The following is a 22,573-nucleotide window of genomic DNA, read 5'->3' as shown; positions in this document are numbered from 1 at the left end:
GCAGGAATGGTATAATATTACGATGATTGTAATGAAATAGAAGAAAGAAAATTTTGTATCATAAGGAGAAAAGTATGAAGGCTTTTTTTAATAATATACAGCAAAAAGGGAAAAAGATAGGTATGATCATTGTCGAAAAGCTTCGAAATCATCCTTTCTTTTGTAATATTATTTTATCAGTGGTAATGGCTTTCCTTTTGGAAGTTCTCGGACGCCAGACTTTTGATTTAAGTGCAGTAGGATTTGTCGATCAACGAAGTAAAATGTTCATATATAGTGTTCTGATTATCTTTTTAACATATTCGATTGTGTTTATCGTAAAGAGAAGACTTTTTACTTATATAATAGTAACTTTGCTTTGGAGTATTGTTGGAATTGTTAATTTCATGATGCTGAGCTCAAGAAATACACCATTTACTTATGTTGATATTACGCTGATGAAATCAGTGCTGCCGGTTATGACTAATTATTTTAGTCCTATGGAGATTGCATCCATGGGAACACTGATTTTGATTCTTCTTGTTCTTCTGGTTGTTTCCTATATGTATCTTCCTATGGAGAAGAATCTGAACCGAAAAACCGGAATTGTGAAGATGCTTTTTATAGTTGTGGTATTTGCAGGAACAACAATCTATGGATTCAAATCAGGAATGCTGGTGGATCAGATTCATAATATCAGAATAGCTTTTAGTGATTACGGTACTCCTTATTGCTTTTCCATTACAGCATTGAAGAATGGAATTGAGAAACCGTCTGATTATTCAGAGAAAAAGATCGAAAGTATCGAGAAGCGGACTAATGATGAAATTGCTAAAAAAGAAGCAGCTGAAAAGAAGAACAATGAGAAGGTAAAAACACCTAATATCATTTTTGTTCAGCTGGAATCACATTTTGATATTACACAGGTAAAAGGGATTTCTTTTAATAAAGATCCATTGGAGAACTTCCATAAATACATGAAAGGTTATTCTTCCGGACAGTTGTCTATGCCATCTTATGGAGCAGGAACTGCTAACTCTGAGTTTGAAACCATCACAGGAATGAACCTGGATCATTTTGGAGCAGCAGAATATCCGTACAAGACTGTTCTTCAGGATACTACTACAGAAAGTATGGCAACTGTATTGAAATCTTATGGATACACAGCACATGCTATTCATAATAACAGTGCAGCTTTCTATGACAGAGATTTGGTCTTTTCACAACTGGGATTTGATACTTTTACTACAAAGGAAAGTATGAATATTAAGAAATGGACAGAAAACGGATGGGCAAAAGATCTGATTCTTACCAGCTGTATTAATGACAGTCTGGATTCTACAGAAAATCAGGATTATATTTACTGTATTTCTGTACAGGGTCATGGAGATTATCCAACAACAGAAATTATTGAAAATCCGGAAATCACAGTTAACGGTATAGAAGATGAAGCCTTAAGGAACAAATATACTTATTATGCAAATCAGGTTTATCAGATGGATCAGTTTGTAGGACGTTTGGTAAAATCTCTGGAAAAAAGAAATGAAGAAACAATTCTTGTGATGTATGGTGATCATCTTCCTAGTCTGGAAATTGAGGATAATGATCTTACTTATGGAAATAAATATGAGACAAGTTACTTTATCTGGGATAATATGAATCTGAAAAAAGAAGATGGTGTTATTGAGGCATATGATCTGGGCTCAGAGATTCTTGATAAATGTAATATTCATAATGGAATCATGAATAGTTTTCATCAGACAAGAAAAGGTACGAAAAACTATCAGAAAGATATGAAAGAACTTCAATATGATATGTTATATGGAAAACGCTATATCTGGAATCAGGAAAATCCATTTAAAGCTACGGATATTACATTTGGAATTAAGGATCTGGTAGTTACCAAAGCTTATGAGACAGAGGACAGTGTATTTATTGTAGGTGATAATTTTACAAACTACTGTGAAGTATCAGTTGGTGATATGCAGATTAATACGACATATCATAATGAACACCTTTTAGAAGTATCAAAGAAGGATTTAAAGGATGGAGATACTTTTACAGTCAGTATTATCAGTAAGGCACCAAGAGTGTTAAGAACATCCAATGCCTATATTTACAAAGAAAAAAACGAAAATTAAGCAAAGAAGTAGTTGTACAGTCTGTAAGGCTTATGCTATAATAATTGAATGTTTGTGAAAATACAATATGATAATAATTTTTAGGAGGATTTATAGAGATGAGTTTGCAAGTGGAGAACTTAGAGCATAATATGGTAAAGGTTACAATCGAAGTAGATGCAGCAAAATTAGATGCAGCAATTACAAAAGCCTTTAACAAAAAGAAAAATCAGTTTAATATCCCTGGTTTCCGTAAAGGAAAAGTACCACAAAAATTAATTGAAAAAGAATATGGAGTTGAAATCTTCTATGAAGATGCAGCAAATATTCTGATTCCAGATGCATATGCAGAAGAAATGAAAGATTGTGATCTGGATATTGTTTCAAGACCTGAAATTGATGTAGTTCAGTTAGAAAAAGGAAAACCATTTATTTTTACAGCTGAACTGGCAGTAAAACCAGAAGTAACTTTAGGTGAATACAAAGGTATCGAAGTAGCAAAAACAAGAGTTACTGTTAAAAAAGATGAAATCGATGAAGAATTAAAGAAAGTTCAGGAACAGAACGCAAGAGAAATCACAATCGAAGACAGAGCTGTAAAAGATGGAGATATTCTGACAATTGATTATTCAGGATCTGTTGATGGTGTGAAATTTGAAGGTGGAACAGCTGAGGATCAGACTTTGGTTATCGGTTCAGGAGCATTTATTCCAGGATTTGAAGATCAGCTGATTGGAAAAGAATTAAACGAAGAAACAGCTATTAATGTAACTTTCCCTGAAGAATATCATGCACCTGATTTAGCAGGTAAAGAAGCTGTATTTGAAGTAAAAATTAAAGCAATCAAAGAAAAAGAACTTCCGGAATTAGATGATGAATTTGCATCTGAAGTATCTGAATTTGAAACATTAGAAGACTATAAAGCAGATATTAAAGAAAAGATCCGTGAAGAAAAGAAAGCACAGGCTAAAACAGAAAGAGAAAACAAAATCGTAGATACTGCTGTTGAAAATGCATCTATGGATATCCCGGAAGCAATGATTGAAGAACAGGTTCAGCAGATGACTGAAGAATTTGCTCAGAGATTAAGCTATCAGGGACTGAATCTGGAACAGTACTTCCAGTTTACAGGAATGGATGCACAGAAATTTGCAGATGATATGAAACCACAGGCAGTGAAGAGAATTGAAACACGCCTGGTATTAGAAGCAATTGTAAAAGCAGAAAATATTGAAGCAAGTGAAGATGACTTCAAAGAAGAACTGGATAAGATGGCAGCTATGTATCAGATGGAAGCTGAACAGTTGGAAAAAATGATTCAGGGACCACAGAAAGATCAGATGATGGCTGATATTGCAGTTCAGAAAGCTGTTGACTTCCTTGTAGCAGAATCAAAATAGGCAAAAATTAGGAGGATGCAGTATGAGTTTAGTACCTTATGTCATTGAACAGACAAGCAGAGGAGAAAGATCTTATGATATTTATTCCCGTCTGCTGAAAGAAAGAATTATCTTTTTAGGAGAAGAAGTAAACGATACAACTGCAAGTTTAGTAGTTTCACAATTATTATTCCTGGAATCTGAAGATCCGGATAAAGATATTAATTTGTATATTAACAGTCCAGGGGGATCTGTAACTGCAGGAATGGCAATTTACGATACAATGCAGTATGTAAAATGTGATGTGTCTACCATGTGTATGGGTATGGCTGCCAGCATGGGTGCTTTTCTTCTGGCAGGAGGGGCTAAAGGAAAAAGACTGGCTCTGCCGAATGCTGAGATTATGATTCATCAGCCTTCTGGAGGAGCACAGGGACAGGCAACTGAAATTGAAATTGCTGCAGAACATATTTTAAGAACCAAGAAACGATTGAATACTATTTTAAGTCAGAATACAGGACAGTCATATGAAACCATCGCCAAAGATACAGAACGTGATAACTGGCTTTATGCACAGGAAGCGTTAGAGTATGGTTTGATTGATAAGGTTGTTGAGAACAGACAATAATAAATAGAAAGATTGAGGTAACCTGGTGGCAAATTATAATGACGATAAAAAAATATTAAGATGTTCTTTCTGTAATAAGACTCAGGATCAGGTTCGAAAGCTAATTGCAGGGCCAAAGGCAAAAGGAGTCTATATTTGTGATGAATGTATTGATATTTGCTCTGAAATTATAGAAGAAGAGCTGTATGAGCAATATTCAGAAGATACAGAAATACATTTAAATAAGCCAAAGGAAATCAAAGCTTTTCTTGATGAGTATGTTATTGGGCAGGAAGAGGCAAAGAAAGTTCTCTCTGTTGCCGTATACAATCATTATAAGAGAATTCTTATGGGCGGTGATTCAGATGTTGATCTGCAAAAAAGTAATATTTTAATGCTTGGGCCAACCGGTTCAGGAAAAACACTTCTTGCACAGACTCTTGCCAAGATGCTGAATGTACCGTTTGCCATTGCAGATGCAACTGCGCTGACAGAAGCAGGATATGTTGGAGAAGATGTTGAGAACATTCTTTTAAAGATTATCCAGGCAGCTGATTATGATATCGAGCGCGCACAGTATGGTATCATTTACATTGATGAAATTGATAAGATTACAAGAAAGTCTGAAAATACATCTATTACAAGAGATGTATCTGGAGAAGGTGTTCAGCAGGCTCTTTTAAAAATTATTGAAGGTACTGTTGCATCTGTTCCGCCTCAGGGAGGACGGAAACATCCACATCAGGAATTTATACAGATTGATACTACAAATATTCTGTTTATTTGTGGTGGAGCCTTTGATGGACTGGAAAAGATCATTGAGTCTCGTATTGGAGAGAAATCCATTGGATTTGGCGCCGATGTAGTCAGTAAAAGACAGGACGATCTGGGAGAATTGCTTAGACAGGTCCTTCCGGAAGATTTTGTAAAATTTGGATTGATTCCTGAGTTTATCGGAAGAGTTCCAGTGAATGTTTCATTAAATCCATTGGATAAAGAAGCACTGGTTCGTATTTTAAAAGAACCAAGGAGTGCATTGGTGAAACAATATCAGAAGCTGTTTGAGATGGATGGTGTTGAACTGGAATTTGAGAATGATGCGTTGGAAGCAATTGCGGAAAAGGCATTACAGAGAAAGACAGGAGCACGAGGACTTCGTGCAATTGTAGAAAAGGAAATTATGGATTTAATGTATCAGATTCCATCTGAAACAGATGTGTCAAAATGCATTATTACCAAAGAAGTAGTAGAAAATGGGGCAGATCCCGTGGTTGAGCGTTCTGAAAAGAAAGTAAAATCTGCTGCACCAAAAAAACGAACGAAGAAAAGCAATCATGAGATTGCATAAACAGGCAAGAGCCTGAAGAAAAAACTGCTTTTGAACAAGATAGTCTTGTATCGGAGCAGTTTTTCTTTTAAAAAGGAGAATCAAATGAAGAAAATTTTACCGATGCTTACCTTACGCGGGAAATACATTTTCCCTAATACAGTGATTCATTTTGATGTATCCAGAAGTAAGTCGATTAGAGCAATCGAAGAGGCAATGCAAAATGATCAAATGATTTTTTTAGATAATCAGGTAGATCCTACAATCGAAGATCCCGGGATCGTTGATTTATATAGTGTAGGCACTTTAGCTAAAATCCGACAGGTGGTTAAGATGCCGCAAAATGTAGTTAGAGTATTTGCGGAAGGACTGTTTCGTGCCGAGATGACAGAGGTTTGTGAAGAGGAACCTTTATTCAGGGTAGAAGTTGCATATAATCATGTGGAACAGCAGAAATTTGAACCGTATGAGAAAGAAGCCCTAACTCGTGCCGTGAAAGAAGCTTTTCAAAAATACAGTAATTCCTGGAGTAAGCTTGACCAGAATATAGCCGGGTATATAGAGATGCAACCAGATTTGGAACTCCTTCTGGATCAGATAGCCACTCATCTTCCATTTGCTATAGAAGATAAACAGAAGATTTTGGAAGAAATGGATCTTAAGCAACGAAGTGAGACAATGCTGATTCTTTTGGAAGAAGAACAGGAACTGATTAAGCTTCGAAATAGTATTCAGCAGAAGGTTAAAAGTAATGTTGATAAAAACCAGAAAGAATATATGCTTCGTGAGCAGATGAAAGTTATCCGGGAAGAATTAGGAGAGACAAATATTGAAGATGAAGCTCATGAATTTCTAAATCAGTTAAAACAGTTAAACGCTTCAAAAGAAGTTAAAGAAAAAATAAAAAAGGAAATTGGAAGATTTCAGGCCATAGGAGGAAACAGTCCAGAAAATGCGGTACTTCGCACCTATATTGAAACTATGCTGGAAATTCCATGGGAGACTCTTTCTAAAGATTCAGAGGATCTGGAAAAAGCAGCTTCGATTTTAGATGAAGATCATTATGGATTGGAGAAAGTCAAAGAGAGAGTGCTGGAATATCTTGCAGCGCGTGCTATGAGCGGGAAGAAGGATGCGGCTATTTTATGTCTTGCAGGTCCTCCGGGAACAGGAAAAACTTCCATTGCAAAATCTATTGCAAGAGCAACTGAGAAAAAATATGTACGACTTTCTCTTGGGGGAGTTAGAGATGAATCTGAGATTCGTGGTCATCGAAAAACCTATGTGGGGGCTATGCCAGGAAGAATTGTAGAGGCATTGAAAAAAGTGAAGGTTCGAAATCCGCTGATATTACTGGATGAAGTTGATAAAACAGGAAAAGATCAGCGGGGAGATACAGCATCTGCTCTTTTGGAAGTATTGGATCCAGAACAGAATGAACATTTTCAGGATCATTATCTGGAAGTGCCATTAAATTTGAGTGATGTTCTTTTTATTGCTACAGCCAACGATTTATCGACAATTCCAAGACCGCTACTGGATCGAATGGAAGTAATTGATGTATCAAGTTATTCCGAAAATGAAAAATTTCATATTGCACAGCAATATCTGGTGAAAAAACAGATGGAAGCCAATGGATTGACTGAAAAAGAAATTCAATGGAAAGAAGATGCGATTCGGCTGCTGATAACATCATATACAAGGGAAGCAGGTGTCCGAAATCTGGAACGAAGAATCGGACAGATTTCTAGAAAAGTTGCAAAGGATATTTATCTGAAAAAGCATAGAAAAGTAACAATTACTAAAAAAGCAGTAAAAGACTATTTAGGTAACCCACCTTATCAGTGGGAAAAGGATTCTTTAAAAAATCAAATCGGAGTTGTTCATGGCTTGGCATGGACATCAGTTGGTGGTGAAACATTAAAAATTGAAGTTAATGTAATGCCGGGAAAAGGAAGAATTCAGGTGACAGGTTCTCTGGGAGATGTAATGAAAGAATCTTCTCAGGCTGCAATCAGTTATATTCGCAGCCAGAGCAGAAAATATAAAATCAAAGCAGATTATTTTGAAAAACATGATATACATATCCATATACCTGAGGGAGCAGTACCGAAAGATGGACCGTCAGCAGGTATTACCATGACTACAGCTGTCTTATCAGCGATAACAGGTATGAAGGTTTATGGAAATCTGGCTATGACAGGAGAAGTTACGATTCGTGGAGATGTACTTCCTATTGGAGGACTAAAAGAGAAGCTGTTGGCAGCTAAAAGACTTGGTATAGAAAAGGTTCTGGTACCAAGATCAAATGAAAAAGATGTTAGAGAGTTTCATGAAGAAATTACAGAAGGTCTGGAAATTATCTATGTTCGCAATATGAATCAGGTAATAAAGCAGGCATTTGTGGAGAAAGAGATAAACGAATAATCTTGGAGGCAGTTATGAACTATAAAGAAGCAATGGATTTTATAAGTAATACAAATAAATTTGGGAGTGTCTTAGGGCTGGATAATATCAGAGAATTGCTTTCACGACTTGGAAATCCGCAAAATAAGCTGAAAGTAGTACATATTGCCGGAACCAATGGAAAAGGTTCTATCCTTGCATATCTTGCAGGTGTATTTAGGGAAAGTGGATATCGGGCAGGTCGATATGTTTCTCCTGCCTCCTTTTCCTATGAAGAAAGATTCCGGATCAACGAGGAAAATATTTCGCAGGATGATTTGTGTTACTATATGGAGAAAATAAAGAAAACTTCAGAGGAAATGGTTGCAGATGGGGGAAATCATCCAACAATGTTTGAAATAGAGACAGCATTAAGTTTTCTTTATTTTCTTGATAAAAAGGTCGACGTGGTATTACTGGAAACTGGAATGGGCGGGCGTCTGGATGCTACTAATGTGGTGGATCGTCCAATTTGCACTGTTATTGCATCTATCAGTTATGATCATATGCAATATCTGGGAGATACAATTGAAAAAATTGCATATGAAAAAGCAGGAATTATTAAAGAAGGATGTCCTGTCATTTCATATGATAATTCAAAAGAAGCAAATCAGGTAATCAAAAATGTTGCCAAAGAAAAGAATTGTCCATTGAAGTTCGTTAATAAAAAGGGAATACGGATTTTATCGGAGTCATTAAATGGACAGAGTTTTACATACCGAAGCAACAGTGGAAGATGGTATGAAAAAATAGAGATTCCTTTGCTTGGAGAGCATCAAATCTGGAATGCTGCAGTTGCATTGGAAGTTTTAGATATTATTAAAAACTATTATTGTATCAGTGAATTTCAGACAGAAGAAGGGTTTCGAAAGACAAAATGGAGAGGCCGTTTGGAAATACTTCAGAAAGATCCGATCATTTTGTGTGATGGTGCTCATAATCCAGATGGTGCCCGTTGCCTGGCAGATTTTCTTCAAAAAAATTTTACAAACCGAAGAATAATTTATATAATGGGAGTATTAGCTGACAAGGAATATGAACAGATGATTCAGGAAACTGTATGGCTTGCAGACTCTGTTTATACAGTTGCTCCGGATAATCCAAGAGCGCTATCCAGCAAGGATCTTGCAGATATGGTTAGAAAGTGTCATTCTAAAGTGTTTGTAAGAGATCGGTTGGCTCAATGTTTGGAAGAAGTAAAAACAATATCAGAAAAAGATGATGTCATCGTAGTATTTGGGACATTATCTTTTCAAAATGAACTATAGAGGGTAAGACAGTGGAACGATTCCAGAAAATTATTTGGAACAAAAGATATAAGGAAGAATATGAAAAACTGCAGAATCTGGAACAGGGAAGACAGTTTTGCGGGCATGATATGAATCATTTTTTAGCAGTTGCAAGACTTTGTTATATTTTTTCTTTGGAAAGAAATGAAAATTTATCGAAAGATATCATATATGGTACAGCTTTTCTTCATGATCTTGGAAGGACAGTTCAGTATGAAAAAGGCATTTCTCATGAAGAAGCAGGTGCCGAACTTGCGGAAATTATTTTAAAGGAATGTGATTATGAACCGGAAGAAATTAAAGTGATAACAGAAGTTATACGAAATCATCGTACCGGTGCATCAGAAGATCATAGTTTTGCAGAAATGTTCTATCTGGCAGACAAACTTTCCAGAGATTGTATTCACTGTAAAGCAAGAAAAGACTGTTATTGGCCAGATGACAAAAAAAATGATACTTATATTTGTTAGGAGACATTATGATAATTGGAGAAAAGAAATTTTTGACTGATAAACACGGATATATTATGGGAATTCTTAATGTGACACCAGATTCATTTTCCGATGGAGGTAAATTCAATCAGTTAGATGCGGCATTGGAGCATGCAGAGCAGATGGTAAATGAAGGGGCAGATCTAATCGATGTAGGGGGAGAATCTACAAGACCAGGGTATACTCTGATTTCTGATGAAGAAGAGATTGAAAGGGTTGTTCCGGTTATTGAAGCCCTGAAGAGAGAATTTGATGTGCCTGTTTCGCTGGACACATACAAATCAAAAGTTGCCAAGGCAGGAATAGACGCAGGGGTCGATATGATCAACGATATCTGGGGACTTAAATGGGATGGAACCATGGCAGAAGTATTGGCAGAAAGTGGGGTTCCTGCCTGTCTGATGCATAACAGAAAGAATACACAGTATGGAAATTTTTTGAAGGATGTTCAGGAAGATATTCAGGAAATCATGGATATGGCAATGAAAGCAGGAATGAAAAGAGAACAGATCATGTTGGATCCAGGTATCGGATTTGCCAAAAATCTTGAGCAGAATCTGGAAATGATGAATCATCTGGAAATTTTAGGTCAATGGGATGTTCCGGTTTTACTTGGGACTTCCAGAAAGTCCATGATTGGTCTTACACTGGATCTGCCATCTGATCAGAGAGTTGAAGGAACTGTAGCAACAACTGTGTGTGGTTTTATGAAAGGATGTCGATTTTTCAGAGTTCATGATGTAAAGGAAAATAAACGGGCACTTACAATGATAGAGGCAATCAGCCGCCATTAAAAGGAGTGAGGAACATGGCAGATCAGATTATCATTCAGGATTTGGAAATTTACAGTAACCATGGAGTTTATAAGGAAGAAAAAGTCTTAGGACAGAAATTTTTGGTGTCTGCAACTTTATATACAGATACAAAGCGGGCTGGTGTAAGTGACAAGATTGAATATTCTATTGATTATGGTGAGGTTTGTCATCGAATTGCAGAGATAATGGAGAGAAATACATTTGACCTGATAGAGAGAGTTGCAGAGACAGTTGCAAAAACATTATTACTTGAATTTCCTCTGATTAAGAAACTGGATATTCAGGTGAAGAAGCCATGGGCACCAATAGGACTGCCTCTAGACAGTGTTTCCGTAAAAATTTCCCGTGGATGGCATCGAGCTTATATAGGTATGGGTTCCAATATGGGCGACCGTATGGAGTATATCAGTAATGCTATTGATCGAATTGAAGAGCAGGAGGATACAAAAGTAATGCATGTATCCGGATTGATTGAAACAAAACCATATGGTGGTGTAGAGCAGGATGACTTTCTTAATGGATGTGTGGCAATTGATACATTAAAGGAACCTATGGAACTGCTGGACTTTTTAATGGATATTGAAAAGCAGGCAGGAAGAAAAAGAACCGTTCACTGGGGGCCTCGAACACTTGATCTGGATATTTTAATGTATGATGATCTGGTAATGAATGAAAGAGAATTAACCATTCCGCATAAAGAAATGCATAAAAGATTGTTTGTTCTAGAACCTCTTGCAGAGATTGCACCATATCTGATGCATCCGTTATTGCGAAAAACGGTTATGGAATTAAAAGAAATAATAGAAAAGGAATAAAATACCCATGAGAGATTTAACAGAAATACGACAGGAAATTGATGATATTGATACGCAACTGGTAAGGTTGTTAAAAAAAAGAATGCTTTGTTCTGAAGAGGTAGCAGAATATAAAAGGGGAACTGGAAAGGCTATTTACGATCCGGTGAGAGAAAAGGCTAAAATTAATGTATTGACAGAAAATGAAGAAGACCCTTTTATGGTAAGAGCTTTTGAAGAGATATTTTTACAGATTATGTCTGTCAGTCGAAGGTATCAATATAGTATTTTAGCTCAGGCAGATACTTATATTGAAGAACATTTTGAAGAAGTGGATGCTCTTGATATTCATGAGGATACCAAGGTTGTTTACCAGGGAATTCCAGGTGCATATCAGGAACAGGCTATGGTAAAATATTTTGGTGAGAATGTAAAGAACTTCTCCGTTCCTGAGTTTAAAGATGTTGTTATAACATTGGATCAGGGGCTGGCAGATTATGGTGTCCTGCCTATAGAAAATACTTCTGCCGGAACTGTCAGTGGTATTTATGACATGATCCTTGATTATGATATTTGTGTAGTAGGGGAAGAAACAGTTGAATGCCATCATGTACTGGCAGGACTTCCAGGATCTGATCTGAATCAGATCAAGAAAGTATATTCTCACCCTCAAGGACTTCTGCAGTGTAAAAAATTCCTGGATCAATGGGATTGGGATCAGGTAAAGGTTGCCAATACAGCAATCAGTGCTAAAAAAGTGGCGGATGATAAAGATATGACGAAAGTAGCCATCTGCAGCCGTCGGGCAGCAGAAATCTATGGTCTTCAGGTTTTACAGGAAGAAGTAAATTATGAAGAAAACAATACTACAAGATTTGTTATCATGTCTAAAAAGAAACAGTATCGGAAGGATGCAGGGAAAGTCAGCATTAGTTTTAGTGCACCTCATGAATCAGGATCTCTTTATAACATATTGACTCATTTTATGTTTAATAATGTGAATATGAGCAACATTGAATCCAGACCGCTTCCTGGAAGACAGTGGGAATATGGATTTTATATTGATGTAATTGGAAATTTAAATGATCCTGCAATTCGTAATGCGCTGGCAGGGATCAGAGAAGAGACTAAAGATTTTAAAATACTGGGAAACTTTTAATAAACAATAAGGATTTAAGGGGAAAGAAAAAAATAAAAAAAAACAAACGAATGGAAGGTAGTAAAATGAAGAATCAGGGAAAAAAAGGGGAAAAGTTTGGAAAGGTTCATGGATTTTTACATAAATCTATGAAATTTGTAATGGTAGCTGCTCTGCTTGCTTTTATTGTTCTTGTTATTGTCAACAAGCAGCAGTTTTCTGAGAAAGTTGCAAAAGGTGTGCCAGAAAGCAAGTATACCAGAATAGCAGTAACGGATGGAGATAAGGTAGTTCAAAAATTCAAGGCAGTATCGAATACTATGGAACGTCTGGATATTATGATAGACAGAAACGAACAGACAGGACGCGCCGGAAGTATTGATTTAAATGTAAAAGATCAGAATGGAAACTCAGTTTTCCATATTACACCAACTCTCCTGGAAGTTGATGGATTGACAGATATGAAAGCTACTATGCGTCGTACAGAGAGAAATGAAGCAAAGTGGTATAAGATTATTGTAAACCAAAAACTAAATAAAGGAGAACTATATACTCTGGAAATTCAGGGAAAGGGAATTAAAGAAGACCGCCCGTTATATTTGTATACATCAGAGAAAATGGGGAAAATATTCCAGAAAGTTAAGGTGAATGGTGACAGTCAAAATATTCATATCCGTACCAGGGTGTGGACAACCCAGATTGATAAATGGGCTATTGCATTAACTATTGCTATTGCAGTTGCTTTGATTGCACTGATTCTGATTCCTCTTGATATTCCGGAAAAACTGAATCGCAGACTTACATGGGCACTGTTTATTGTTAATCCGTGGGTGGCTTTTTATATGGTGGAGAAGGTTTTTTATAACCCGATTAGTGTAATGAATAAACTTGCTTATGGAATGAACATTGTCTGGTATTATATTATTTTTGGAATTCTATTTCTGATTTTTAATCGCATTAAGTACTCTATTTTAGTTGGGGATATTTTGTTATATGCAGCAGCCATTGGAAATTACTTTGTTATGGCATTTCGAGGAACTCCAATTACACCCGCAGATATTTATGCGTTAGGAACCGCAATGGATGTCGCTGACCATTATACATTGTCATACGACAAACCTGCTATTGTAGCAACAGTTGTACTTCTTGGCCTGTGTGTGATTGCCTGCAAGCTGGATACATATAAAGTTTTTTACTGGAAAAAACGAGTGATAGCATTGGCAGTGGTTGCAATTGCTACAGCAGGAAGCACCTTTTTCATGACCAGAACAGATTTTTTAGAAACCAAAGGAATTAAAGTCAACTTCTGGAATCAGAAAAAAGGATATAAACAAAATGGTTATATTTTAAGTTTTCTGATGAATATTCAATATACGATCGTATCTGAACCGGAAGGATACAGTCCTGAAAAGGTTGAGAAAATTGCTGATGAATATAAAGTGACAACAGGAAAAAATAAAAATTTAAAACAGAAGCCTAATATTGTGGTTATTATGAATGAGACATTTTCTGATTTAAATGTTGTAAATAAGATAAAAACAAATAAAGAGGTAATGCCTTATATTAACAGCTTAACGGATAATACAATTAAGGGAAATATGCTGGTATCTGTTTTTGGTGGAGGAACCAGTAATTCAGAATATGAATTCCTTACAGGAAATTCTGTTTCAACACTTCCTTTAAATGGAAATGCTTATACCCAGTTTGTGAAACATAATGTTCCAAGTCTTGCAACACAGCTTAAGGAACAGGGCTATGATACGATAGCCTTTCATCCATATAAAGCCCATGGATGGAATCGAGATACAGTGTATCCGCTTCTTGGATTTGATCAATTTCTGGATGAAACTTCCATGAATCCAAATGGAGAAAAATTCCGTGGATGGTATAGTGATTCCGAAGATTATAATAAGATTATTGAAATTTTTAATAAGAAAAAAGCAGGAGATCCATTATTTTTGTTTAATGTAACTATTCAGAATCATGGTGGATATTTAATTGCAGATAAGAATTTTAAAGAAGAAATCAAGATTGAGGATGAAAAAGCTACAAATACAGCCAATCGTTATCTATCCCTGATTCATGAATCAGACCGTGCTTTTGAAAAAATAGTAAATTACTTTAAGAATCAGGATGAACCGACGATTGTTGTTATGTTCGGAGATCATCAGCCAAAACTGGAAGATTCATTTTATGAATTACTGTATGGAAAATCATTAAACAGTTTAAGTTTAAAAGAATTGCAGAAGAAATATACAGTACCTTATATTATCTGGGCTAACTATGATATTGATGAAAAGAAGAATGAGCAGCTGATCAGTGCAAATTATCTTGCCAGTCTTATGATGGAGCAGACAAATCTTCAGCTGTCACCGTATAATGAGTTTCTGCTGAATCTTAATCAGACGATTCCGGCTATCAATGCTAATGGATATGTTACTTCAGATGGGCAAAACCATAGTTTGGAAGATGAAAATGAATATACTAAACTGATTAAACAGTATCAATATCTGCAATATAACAGTTTGATGGATAAGAAAAATGTAAGCAAGACATTATTTTCAACTGAAAACAGCAGTAAAAATTAGCGGGAAAGGCACTCTGCCTTGACAGAGTGCCTAAAACAATATAGAATAAAAATGCTGTGATTTTATTTTTTGCAGTATATTAAAAAAATAACAAAAGTCATAACAGGTTGATTTTAGGAGGATACACATATGGTAAAAGCAATCGTTGGAGCCAATTGGGGAGACGAAGGAAAAGGGAAAATTACAGACATGTTAGGTGAGACATCTGATATTATTGTTCGTTTCCAGGGAGGAGCAAATGCAGGGCATACAATCATTAATGATTATGGAAAGTTTGCACTTCATACACTGCCATCTGGAGTATTCTACAATCATACCACCAGTGTAATTGGAAATGGTGTGGCATTAAATATTCCGGTTTTGTTTAAGGAAATCGAAAGCATTGTATCACAGGGTGTGCCAAAACCTAAAATTCTGGTTTCAGATCGTGCACAGATGGTTATGCCATATCATGTTTTATTTGATCAATATGAAGAGGAAAGACTTGGAAAAGATTCTTTTGGATCTACAAAATCAGGAATTGCTCCTTTTTATTCTGACAAATATGCCAAAATTGGTTTTCAGGTAAGCGAATTATTTGATGAAGATTCACTGAAAGAAAAGATTAAGAAAGTTTGCGAAACAAAGAATGTTTTATTAGAACATTTATATCATAAACCATTACTGAACCCAGATGAATTATTTGATACATTAATGGAATATAAAGAAATGGTTGCACCATATGTATGTGATGTTTCTTTGTTCCTTCATGAAGCGATCAAAGAAGGAAAGAATATTCTTCTGGAGGGACAGTTAGGTTCATTAAAAGACCCGGATCATGGAATTTATCCAATGGTAACATCATCCTCAACATTAGCAGGATATGGAGCAATTGGTGCAGGAATTCCTCCATATGAAATCAAGAAAATTGTAACAGTTGTCAAGGCTTATTCAAGTGCTGTAGGAGCAGGTGCTTTTGTCAGCGAAATTTTTGGGGAAGAAGCCGATGAATTAAGACGACGCGGTGGAGATGGCGGAGAATTTGGAGCTACAACAGGTCGTCCAAGACGTATGGGATGGTTTGATGTAGTTGCAACAAAATATGGATGCCGTATGCAGGGAACAACGGATGTTGCTTTTACTGTACTGGATGTACTGGGGTATTTAGATGAAATTCCGGTATGTGTTGGATATGAAATTGATGGTGAAGTAACAACAGATTTCCCAACAACTAATAAACTGGAAAAAGCAAAACCAGTTCTTGAAGTACTTCCAGGATGGAAAACAGATATCCGAGGAATTACTGAATATGATGATCTTCCAGAAAATTGTAAAAAATATATTGAATTTGTTGAAGAAAAAATTGGATATCCAATTACTCTTATTTCAAACGGTCCTGGAAGACATGAAATCATCCGTCGTGGTTTTGAGGACTAGAGAAGATGGAAGAAAAAAAGGAACAGGAGAAGAAAAACTCCTGGAAAAAGGAAGCATTAAGCTGGGTATTATGCATTGTTGTAACAATTGTACTGACACAGCTGATTACAAGGTTTGTTATTATTAATGCAAATATCCCAAGTGGTTCCATGGAAAATACCATTATGACCAATGACAAGCTGATTGCATTGAGAACTTCTTATTGGTTTAATGATCCTCAGCGGGGAGATATCATTATCTTTGAATATCCGGATAATGAAGAGGAATGGTATATTAAGAGAGTCATTGCTCTCCCTGGAGAGACAGTGGAAGTAAAGGATGGAAAAGTTTATATTAATAGCAGTAAGACTCCATTAGAAGAGCCTTATATTAAAGAAGAACCTGTAGATGATTTTGGCCCATACAAAGTACCTGAAAACGGATATTTTGTAATGGGAGATAATCGGAATTGTTCTAATGATGCCAGAGACTGGGACACACATTATGTTTCCAGAGATGAGGTGCTTGGAAAGGCATGGTTCCGCTATTATCCGTCATTGAAATGGATTAAATAAAGGAGTCTGTGTATGAAGAAGAATCTTTTTTGTTTTTTGATTGTATTTTGCGGACTTGTTTTGCTGTCCGGATGCAAAAATGATAAGGAAAAGGAAACCTTCAAGGTTCTCTCTTCTCAAAAAGAAATAAAAGAATTGATCACAGAGACAGTGCAGAAACAGGAAGATCCAAATAATGGAGAGTTACCGAAAGTTGCATATGCTTCAGAAAGTCGAGTTATTTTTTATAATCAGACTGGATTATTTGTTTTTGATATGAAAAAACAAAAGATTATTGAGGCTCTGAATTTAGAAGATTTGAAACTGTATTCTACAAAAGGCAGCTATGAGACTCGGGTTCTGGCTTCATCAGATGGAAAAAAGGTTCAGTTACTCCAAAGGAAAAAGAATAAGGTTGTAAAAGATTACTGCCTTATGGTGGACGATGGTAAGATTGTCAAAACAGAAAAAAAACTGAACGGGACATATCAGGGAGCCTTTTATACAGATTATAAGAAAGATACCTTTGCAGGGAAGAAAGTAAAGGATATTGAAGAAATTCTGATTGAAAATGGACAAGGTAATTCTGATGTCTGTGTTCAAAGTGATAATATACTGATGTATTTAGGATATCCATCAGATGTTTTTATCCAGCCAGAAGAAGAATTTAAAAATCTGCAGATTATTTCATATGATGTTACGAAAAATGAATTTCAAAGCCTTCCGGTTTTTTATGATTATATCCGGCTAAACCAGCAGAAAGATTCAGATGAGCTGGAGGCTAGTGATGATAAGGTATGGCTGAAGCGAAGCAAAGATGGGACTCTGTATTTTGATGTTGATGCATTAAGAGGAACAAAAGCTGCCAGTGGCAGATTTGGAGATTTTGTTGTAGGAAATGTATTTCATTCTTCGACAGGAAAACTTACTGTTATAGTGGACAATCCAGATAGTTTTGATGTTACTTTAAAACCGGTTTTATCTTTTAATACAGTAAATGATGAGGATGATCCGCAAATTATTGCAATTAAGAAAAACAGGAAAAAATATACATTTACAGGATTAAAAAAAGGAACTTACTATTATGTAGATTATTATCCTACAGCAGATCCTGAAAGTGAGGAACAGCTCAAAAAGATTGATGATCATAATGCTGATATAAAGGTGACAATTGATAATCAGTAGGATGAATCAGATATAGAAGATAGTTTTATCGGATTGAGTAAAATAATCATGCAATAAAAAACTTGCAAAAGAATTTTTCTTTTGCAAGTTTTTTTATTTCGCTAGGAAAGATTTTGTTATATTTTGGCTTCTTAGTTCTTTTTCTCAGTAAGAATGCTTAGTAACCTACTGTTTTGTTCTTTTAAACGGATACAGAAACGAATAAATTCACCATCTAAACCGTCAAAACTGCTACAGTCACGAATCATCATACCCTCTCTGATGCATCGTTCAAACATTTCAAAGGAGGTGGTTCCATCTAAAAGCTGTACCAGTATGAAATTGGCATAAGCAGGATAGGCTTTAAGATTTTCACACTGATTCAATTTTTTCAGACAGCGGCTGCGTTCTGATGAAATAAATTCTTTCGTTGTTTTTATATAATCTGAGTCCATGAACATTGCTTCACCGGCAAGAGCAGCAAGAGTATTGATAGTCCATGGATTTTTGATGGAATTCAGCTTTTTAAGAAAATCAAGACTTCCGCAGATTCCATAACCAAGACGAAGTCCTGGAGCAGCAAAGAATTTGGAAGTTCCTCTAAGAACCATAAAATTATCGAATTTTTCAGTTAGTGATACGGCGGAAATGTTCTGGATATCTGGTGCAAATTCAACATAAGTTTCATCAATTAAAACAAAGATATTATGTTTCTTACAGTGAATCAGCAGGTTTTCAATCTCAGAGGCAGTAAGTGCACTGGAAGTAGGATTGTTTGGGTTACAAAATGCAAATAAATCTACATTGTCTGTTAAATGAGATTTCAGGTCTTCCAAATCAAGACAGAAATTCTTTTCTTCTGATAAAAAATATTCCTGATAAGAACCACCTACAAGGGAAATTTCCCGCATGTATTCTGAATAAGTTGGTGCCAGCAGCAAGGCATTTTTTGGACGTAGAAGATTTAACGTTAAACTGATCAGTTCTGTAGCACCATTTCCAACAATAATATGTTCCATAGGAGTGTTACAGTATAAGCTTAATGTTGAGCGTAATGTTTTATAGTCCCGATCAGGATATTCACATATTGCCTCAATGTGGTTTCCCATACTTTTCTTTAATAAGGGGGAGATACCCAAAGGATTGACATTCCCTCCAAAAGGAATAATTTGTTCTTTTTTTATTCCGTAAATCTCTTCGATTTTTTCTAAATCGCTTCCGTGAAAAGCTTGTTTTTTTTCTAACATGGTTATCCTTCTTTTCCTTTAATATTTTGTCGAAATTTGTTATAATGAAATTTAATTAGTGTACATTAGATTATTATACGTGTAAGTGATTTGATTGGCAAGGAGCGAAAGCAGATTATGTCAGAACTGTTAGGAAAATTTACAAATATGGTTAAGGAAGATAAAAAGAGAGCTAAAGCCCTCTTTTTTTCAGAATCTTTTAAAGAGGAGTTTCTGGAAACGTCTTTGGAATATGGAGAAGTATATCATCAGTTACTGCTGGGGCGTAACCGCGAGCAGATTCTGGAAGAATTTCTTGTGACCGCAGGGGAAAAAGAGCCTGTTCATTTATCAGCAATTAAAAATAAATACCAGATTACAATGGATCATTTTGATGAGCCATTAATTCTTTATGTAAAAAAAGAAGGATGGGGATATATAGAAGGTAAAATTGTAGCTGATGGGGATTTTCTGTCTGTAGAAGAGGAGAGTTTTACAGATAGTGATTTTGAAGACGGCATTATGAAGCTTCATGTGTATCTAACAGATTTTACGCAGAACGGAAGTAAAGCATATGTTCTCATTAAGACAGTGAATGAGGAATTATCTTTACAGATAGTATTTCATGAGAATGAAACTCCGGAATTTCAAAAAGAGCAGAGAAGAAATAAAAAAATGTTTCAAGGCTATGTTGATTTTTGTACAGGAAGAATACCAGTTACAACATTTATTGAACGGGAAAAAACTTTGCTGGATCAGATGCCAGAGAATATATCTGATAAGATGATCTATGATCTTATGAAGATTCATCTGCAGATTTTAAATGGAGATTCCGATCTAGAGGATCAATTAACTGAAATAGAGGGGGAAATACAGAAAAAAGGAATTTCATATTGCTATTTTATGTATTTAAAGGCTTTATATTTCAAGACAGAGGAATCAATTAAAGAAGCGGTAGAATTGAATTGTAAAGCATATGGAGAAGAAAATCAGCGAGGGTTTTTGCTGTGGATGAGAATGAATCTGGATGCATCCATTGCTTACGATGAGACGGCACAGCTTGAAGAAATGAAAGAAATATATCTAGAAGGGGACAGAAATCATCTTCTGCGTTTTGAAGCGTGTTGTATATTCGGAGAGAATCCAGATCTTTTACACCGACTTGGGTCATTTGAATTGGAAGTTCTTGAATTTGCAGCAGAGAAAAGGCTGTTAAATGATAAACTGATTCAAAGAGTATGTTTTCTTATTTCCAGAGAAAAAACATTTTCAGAAGAAATGCTGTGGATGCTGATCTGTATTTATAAAGAATACTCTTATGGAGATGTACTGCAGGCAATCTGTGCATTATTGATTCAGGGAAATTGTATGGATCCAGATTGTCATCCATATTTTAAAACAGCTATTTCTGAAGGAATACAGCTGATCGGACTACAGGAAGCATTTCTTAGAACAATTCCGGAAGAAGAATATCCGATTCTCCCGGAAGAAACATTAACATATTTTACATATAGTGACAGCTTAAGTAAAAAGGAGCAGAGTGCACTTTATGCGAATCTTGTAAAAAATCGGAGAAAATATGGAAATTATTTTTCAAATTATGAAGAGATGATAAGACCATTTTTGGAAGAAGAATTAGAGAAAGGGCATTTGAATCAGTATTTAGTTTTGCTGTATCATGCATATTTTGAAGAACTGCTGGAAAATGAAAAAACAAGAGAGAATCTTGGAAATATCATATTTTATCAGAAACTGACATGTAAACAGGAATATCTGAAAAAAGTGATGATTTTCCAGAAACAAAAGAAACAGGCAGATACAGTATTTCTCAATGGAGAAGAATATATAGAAATTTTTGATCCGGATGCGATGTTCGTCTTTTTTGACCAGGATGAAAATCGATATATTGGTTCGGCAGTATATACAACAAAACCTCTCTGGAAAAAAGAACAAATCCGTTTATACTGTGAAAAATGTAATGATAATGAGCATTATCTAATGTTTAAAAGTTTAGAACTCGGTGAAAAAAAAGAATTGACAGAAGAAGATTTTCCAACGGTAATGTCAGTGATTAATTGTGGACAGATTAAAGATGAATACCGGCAGAATATTTTTGAAAAAGTTCTGGAATATTATTGGAAAAATGGAAAAAAGGAAGAGTTAAAAGATGCTCTTACGTATGTAAACTGGAGAGAGCTTCCATCAGAAAACAGAATACGAATGATAGAATATTTTATTGCTGGAGGATTGTATGAAGAAGCGTTAAAAGGAATTCAGCAATATGGATATCATTTTATTGAACCAGAACTTCTGAAGAAGGTTTGTATCTATGCATTAACAACATTAAGTACAAGACGATCAGATATGCTTGTTGGTATGTGCAGCAGAGCATTTGAATATGGTCATTATAACAGTGAGATGATAGGATATCTGCAAAAATATTTTAAAGGATCCAAAGATCAGATGCTGGAATTATGGAATTGCGGTAGAGAAATTGGAATGTATCAGCAGGATTTTATTGAGGAGACTCTCAGGATTTGTATCAGAGATGGAGTTGATGGAAGTGAGTTTCCTGTTTATTCCAGATATTTACAGCAGGAAGATAAGAAAACTGATTTGATCGATGGAATGCTGGTAGAGTATGTGGATTTTGTATGGAGAAAACACAAGGAACTTCCTGAAGAGTTTTATCAGCTGATTGGAAAGAAAATTGATGCAGGGAAAATGGATAAACTGTATCAGGGATTGTATCTGGATTATCATAAAAACAGAGAACTGGATGATTCACAGCTGCGTCGAATAGAAAAGATTAAGGATGTTCAGATGTATACAGGAGATATTTTTCCGGTTTTATTTGATTATTCAGCTGTAATAGAGCTTCCTAAATATTTATATGCAAAAACATTTGTGGAATATCAGGCGGAAGAAGGATTATCTCTTATATTTCACTATACAGGATCAAGAGGGCAGAAGTGGAAAGAACTTTCCATGAAAGAATTAATGCCGGGGTATTATGTGGCGTCAGCAGTGATTTTTGATGATGAGATTGTTGATTGTTTTATTACTGCTTCGGGAGAGGAAAAGCGCAGGCGGAAAGATATCCGTTGCAAAGATCATATTGAAAAGAGTAAAGGAAGCAGATTTTATGAACTTAATGAAATGCTGAAAGAAAGGCACAAGGATTCTGTTCAGATTTCTATGGAACAGTATGAGTTGAAGAAACAGATGATAAAGTTTATTAAACCAATGATAGAGGAATAAT

At 35.6% G+C, this 22,573-nt stretch carries 16 protein-coding genes; 15 read left to right on the top strand and 1 reads right to left on the bottom strand.

Going from position 1 to position 22,573, the window contains the following annotated elements:
• The first annotated feature begins 74 nt into the window (after window positions 1-74).
• The 14 genes from KTB61_RS04085 to KTB61_RS04020 all read left to right on the top strand — a co-directional run bounded on the left by KTB61_RS04085 (window position 75) and on the right by KTB61_RS04020 (window position 18,106).
• On the top strand, window positions 75-2,120 hold the full coding sequence (locus KTB61_RS04085; RefSeq protein ID WP_216696857.1) for an LTA synthase family protein: 2,046 nt from the start codon (window positions 75-77) through the stop codon (window positions 2,118-2,120).
• A gap of 98 nt (window positions 2,121-2,218) precedes the next feature.
• Window positions 2,219-3,499: a trigger factor gene (gene tig, locus KTB61_RS04080; RefSeq protein WP_216696856.1), complete on the top strand. Its 1,281-nt coding sequence runs from the start codon at window positions 2,219-2,221 to the stop codon at window positions 3,497-3,499.
• A gap of 22 nt (window positions 3,500-3,521) precedes the next feature.
• Window positions 3,522-4,106, top strand: coding sequence for an ATP-dependent Clp endopeptidase proteolytic subunit ClpP (clpP, locus tag KTB61_RS04075; protein ID WP_075760279.1), 585 nt, complete (start codon window positions 3,522-3,524; stop codon window positions 4,104-4,106).
• Between the two features lie 25 nt (window positions 4,107-4,131).
• Entirely contained in the window at window positions 4,132-5,433 is a 1,302-nt protein-coding gene (gene clpX / locus KTB61_RS04070; protein WP_075760280.1) for an ATP-dependent Clp protease ATP-binding subunit ClpX, read from the top strand.
• An 84-nt stretch (window positions 5,434-5,517) separates the two neighbouring features.
• Window positions 5,518-7,839 carry an endopeptidase La gene (gene lon, locus KTB61_RS04065; RefSeq protein WP_075760281.1) on the top strand — a complete coding sequence of 774 codons (2,322 nt, stop codon included), beginning with the start codon at window positions 5,518-5,520 and terminating at the stop codon, window positions 7,837-7,839.
• A 14-nt stretch (window positions 7,840-7,853) separates the two neighbouring features.
• Complete coding sequence (locus tag KTB61_RS04060; protein ID WP_216696855.1) at window positions 7,854-9,125, top strand: bifunctional folylpolyglutamate synthase/dihydrofolate synthase; 1,272 nt, start codon at window positions 7,854-7,856, stop codon at window positions 9,123-9,125.
• An 11-nt stretch (window positions 9,126-9,136) separates the two neighbouring features.
• Entirely contained in the window at window positions 9,137-9,616 is a 480-nt protein-coding gene (locus KTB61_RS04055) for an HD domain-containing protein (protein WP_075760283.1), read from the top strand.
• A gap of 8 nt (window positions 9,617-9,624) precedes the next feature.
• Entirely contained in the window at window positions 9,625-10,431 is an 807-nt protein-coding gene (gene folP, locus KTB61_RS04050) for a dihydropteroate synthase (RefSeq protein WP_075760284.1), read from the top strand.
• Window positions 10,432-10,445: 14 nt separating this feature from the next.
• Window positions 10,446-11,267: a 2-amino-4-hydroxy-6-hydroxymethyldihydropteridine diphosphokinase gene (gene folK / locus KTB61_RS04045; protein ID WP_075760285.1), complete on the top strand. Its 822-nt coding sequence runs from the start codon at window positions 10,446-10,448 to the stop codon at window positions 11,265-11,267.
• 7 nt (window positions 11,268-11,274) lie between these two features.
• On the top strand, window positions 11,275-12,405 hold the full coding sequence (locus KTB61_RS04040; protein WP_075760286.1) for a bifunctional chorismate mutase/prephenate dehydratase: 1,131 nt from the start codon (window positions 11,275-11,277) through the stop codon (window positions 12,403-12,405).
• Between the two features lie 50 nt (window positions 12,406-12,455).
• Entirely contained in the window at window positions 12,456-14,972 is a 2,517-nt protein-coding gene (locus KTB61_RS04035; RefSeq protein ID WP_230973599.1) for an LTA synthase family protein, read from the top strand.
• Between the two features lie 129 nt (window positions 14,973-15,101).
• The gene (locus KTB61_RS04030) at window positions 15,102-16,388 is read left to right on the top strand and encodes an adenylosuccinate synthase (RefSeq protein ID WP_075760288.1); all 1,287 of its coding nucleotides are present in this window, start codon (window positions 15,102-15,104) and stop codon (window positions 16,386-16,388) included.
• Between the two features lie 5 nt (window positions 16,389-16,393).
• Window positions 16,394-16,942: a signal peptidase I gene (gene lepB / locus KTB61_RS04025; protein WP_075760289.1), complete on the top strand. Its 549-nt coding sequence runs from the start codon at window positions 16,394-16,396 to the stop codon at window positions 16,940-16,942.
• Window positions 16,943-16,954: 12 nt separating this feature from the next.
• Window positions 16,955-18,106: a hypothetical protein gene (locus KTB61_RS04020; RefSeq protein ID WP_075760290.1), complete on the top strand. Its 1,152-nt coding sequence runs from the start codon at window positions 16,955-16,957 to the stop codon at window positions 18,104-18,106.
• A 131-nt stretch (window positions 18,107-18,237) separates the two neighbouring features.
• Here KTB61_RS04020 and KTB61_RS04015 read toward each other — a convergent pair whose 3' ends face one another.
• Window positions 18,238-19,332, bottom strand: coding sequence for a pyridoxal phosphate-dependent aminotransferase (locus KTB61_RS04015; RefSeq protein WP_075760291.1), 1,095 nt, complete (start codon window positions 19,330-19,332; stop codon window positions 18,238-18,240).
• 117 nt (window positions 19,333-19,449) lie between these two features.
• Here KTB61_RS04015 and KTB61_RS04010 point away from each other — a divergent pair, with 117 nt between their 5' ends.
• Entirely contained in the window at window positions 19,450-22,572 is a 3,123-nt protein-coding gene (locus KTB61_RS04010) for a DUF5717 family protein (RefSeq protein WP_216696854.1), read from the top strand.
• The last annotated feature ends 1 nt before the right edge of the window (window position 22,573 follow it).

The sequence above is a fragment of the Anaerostipes faecalis genome (assembly GCF_018982945.1).
Lineage (GTDB): Bacteria > Bacillota > Clostridia > Lachnospirales > Lachnospiraceae > Anaerostipes > Anaerostipes faecalis.
The sequence above is the reverse complement of the archived record's forward strand: the minus strand, read 5'-3'. Positions and strand labels throughout refer to the sequence as shown.

Coding starts and splice junctions, on each gene's coding strand:
- KTB61_RS04085 (WP_216696857.1), top strand. CDS start 75: ATGAAGGCTTTTTTTAATAATATACAGCAAAAAGGGAAAAAGATAGGT.
- tig (WP_216696856.1), top strand. CDS start 2,219: ATGAGTTTGCAAGTGGAGAACTTAGAGCATAATATGGTAAAGGTTACA.
- clpP (WP_075760279.1), top strand. CDS start 3,522: ATGAGTTTAGTACCTTATGTCATTGAACAGACAAGCAGAGGAGAAAGA.
- lon (WP_075760281.1), top strand. CDS start 5,518: ATGAAGAAAATTTTACCGATGCTTACCTTACGCGGGAAATACATTTTC.
- KTB61_RS04060 (WP_216696855.1), top strand. CDS start 7,854: ATGAACTATAAAGAAGCAATGGATTTTATAAGTAATACAAATAAATTT.
- folP (WP_075760284.1), top strand. CDS start 9,625: ATGATAATTGGAGAAAAGAAATTTTTGACTGATAAACACGGATATATT.
- folK (WP_075760285.1), top strand. CDS start 10,446: ATGGCAGATCAGATTATCATTCAGGATTTGGAAATTTACAGTAACCAT.
- KTB61_RS04040 (WP_075760286.1), top strand. CDS start 11,275: ATGAGAGATTTAACAGAAATACGACAGGAAATTGATGATATTGATACG.
- KTB61_RS04035 (WP_230973599.1), top strand. CDS start 12,456: ATGGAAGGTAGTAAAATGAAGAATCAGGGAAAAAAAGGGGAAAAGTTT.
- KTB61_RS04030 (WP_075760288.1), top strand. CDS start 15,102: ATGGTAAAAGCAATCGTTGGAGCCAATTGGGGAGACGAAGGAAAAGGG.
- lepB (WP_075760289.1), top strand. CDS start 16,394: ATGGAAGAAAAAAAGGAACAGGAGAAGAAAAACTCCTGGAAAAAGGAA.
- KTB61_RS04020 (WP_075760290.1), top strand. CDS start 16,955: ATGAAGAAGAATCTTTTTTGTTTTTTGATTGTATTTTGCGGACTTGTT.
- KTB61_RS04015 (WP_075760291.1), bottom strand. CDS start 19,332: ATGTTAGAAAAAAAACAAGCTTTTCACGGAAGCGATTTAGAAAAAATC.
- KTB61_RS04010 (WP_216696854.1), top strand. CDS start 19,450: ATGTCAGAACTGTTAGGAAAATTTACAAATATGGTTAAGGAAGATAAA.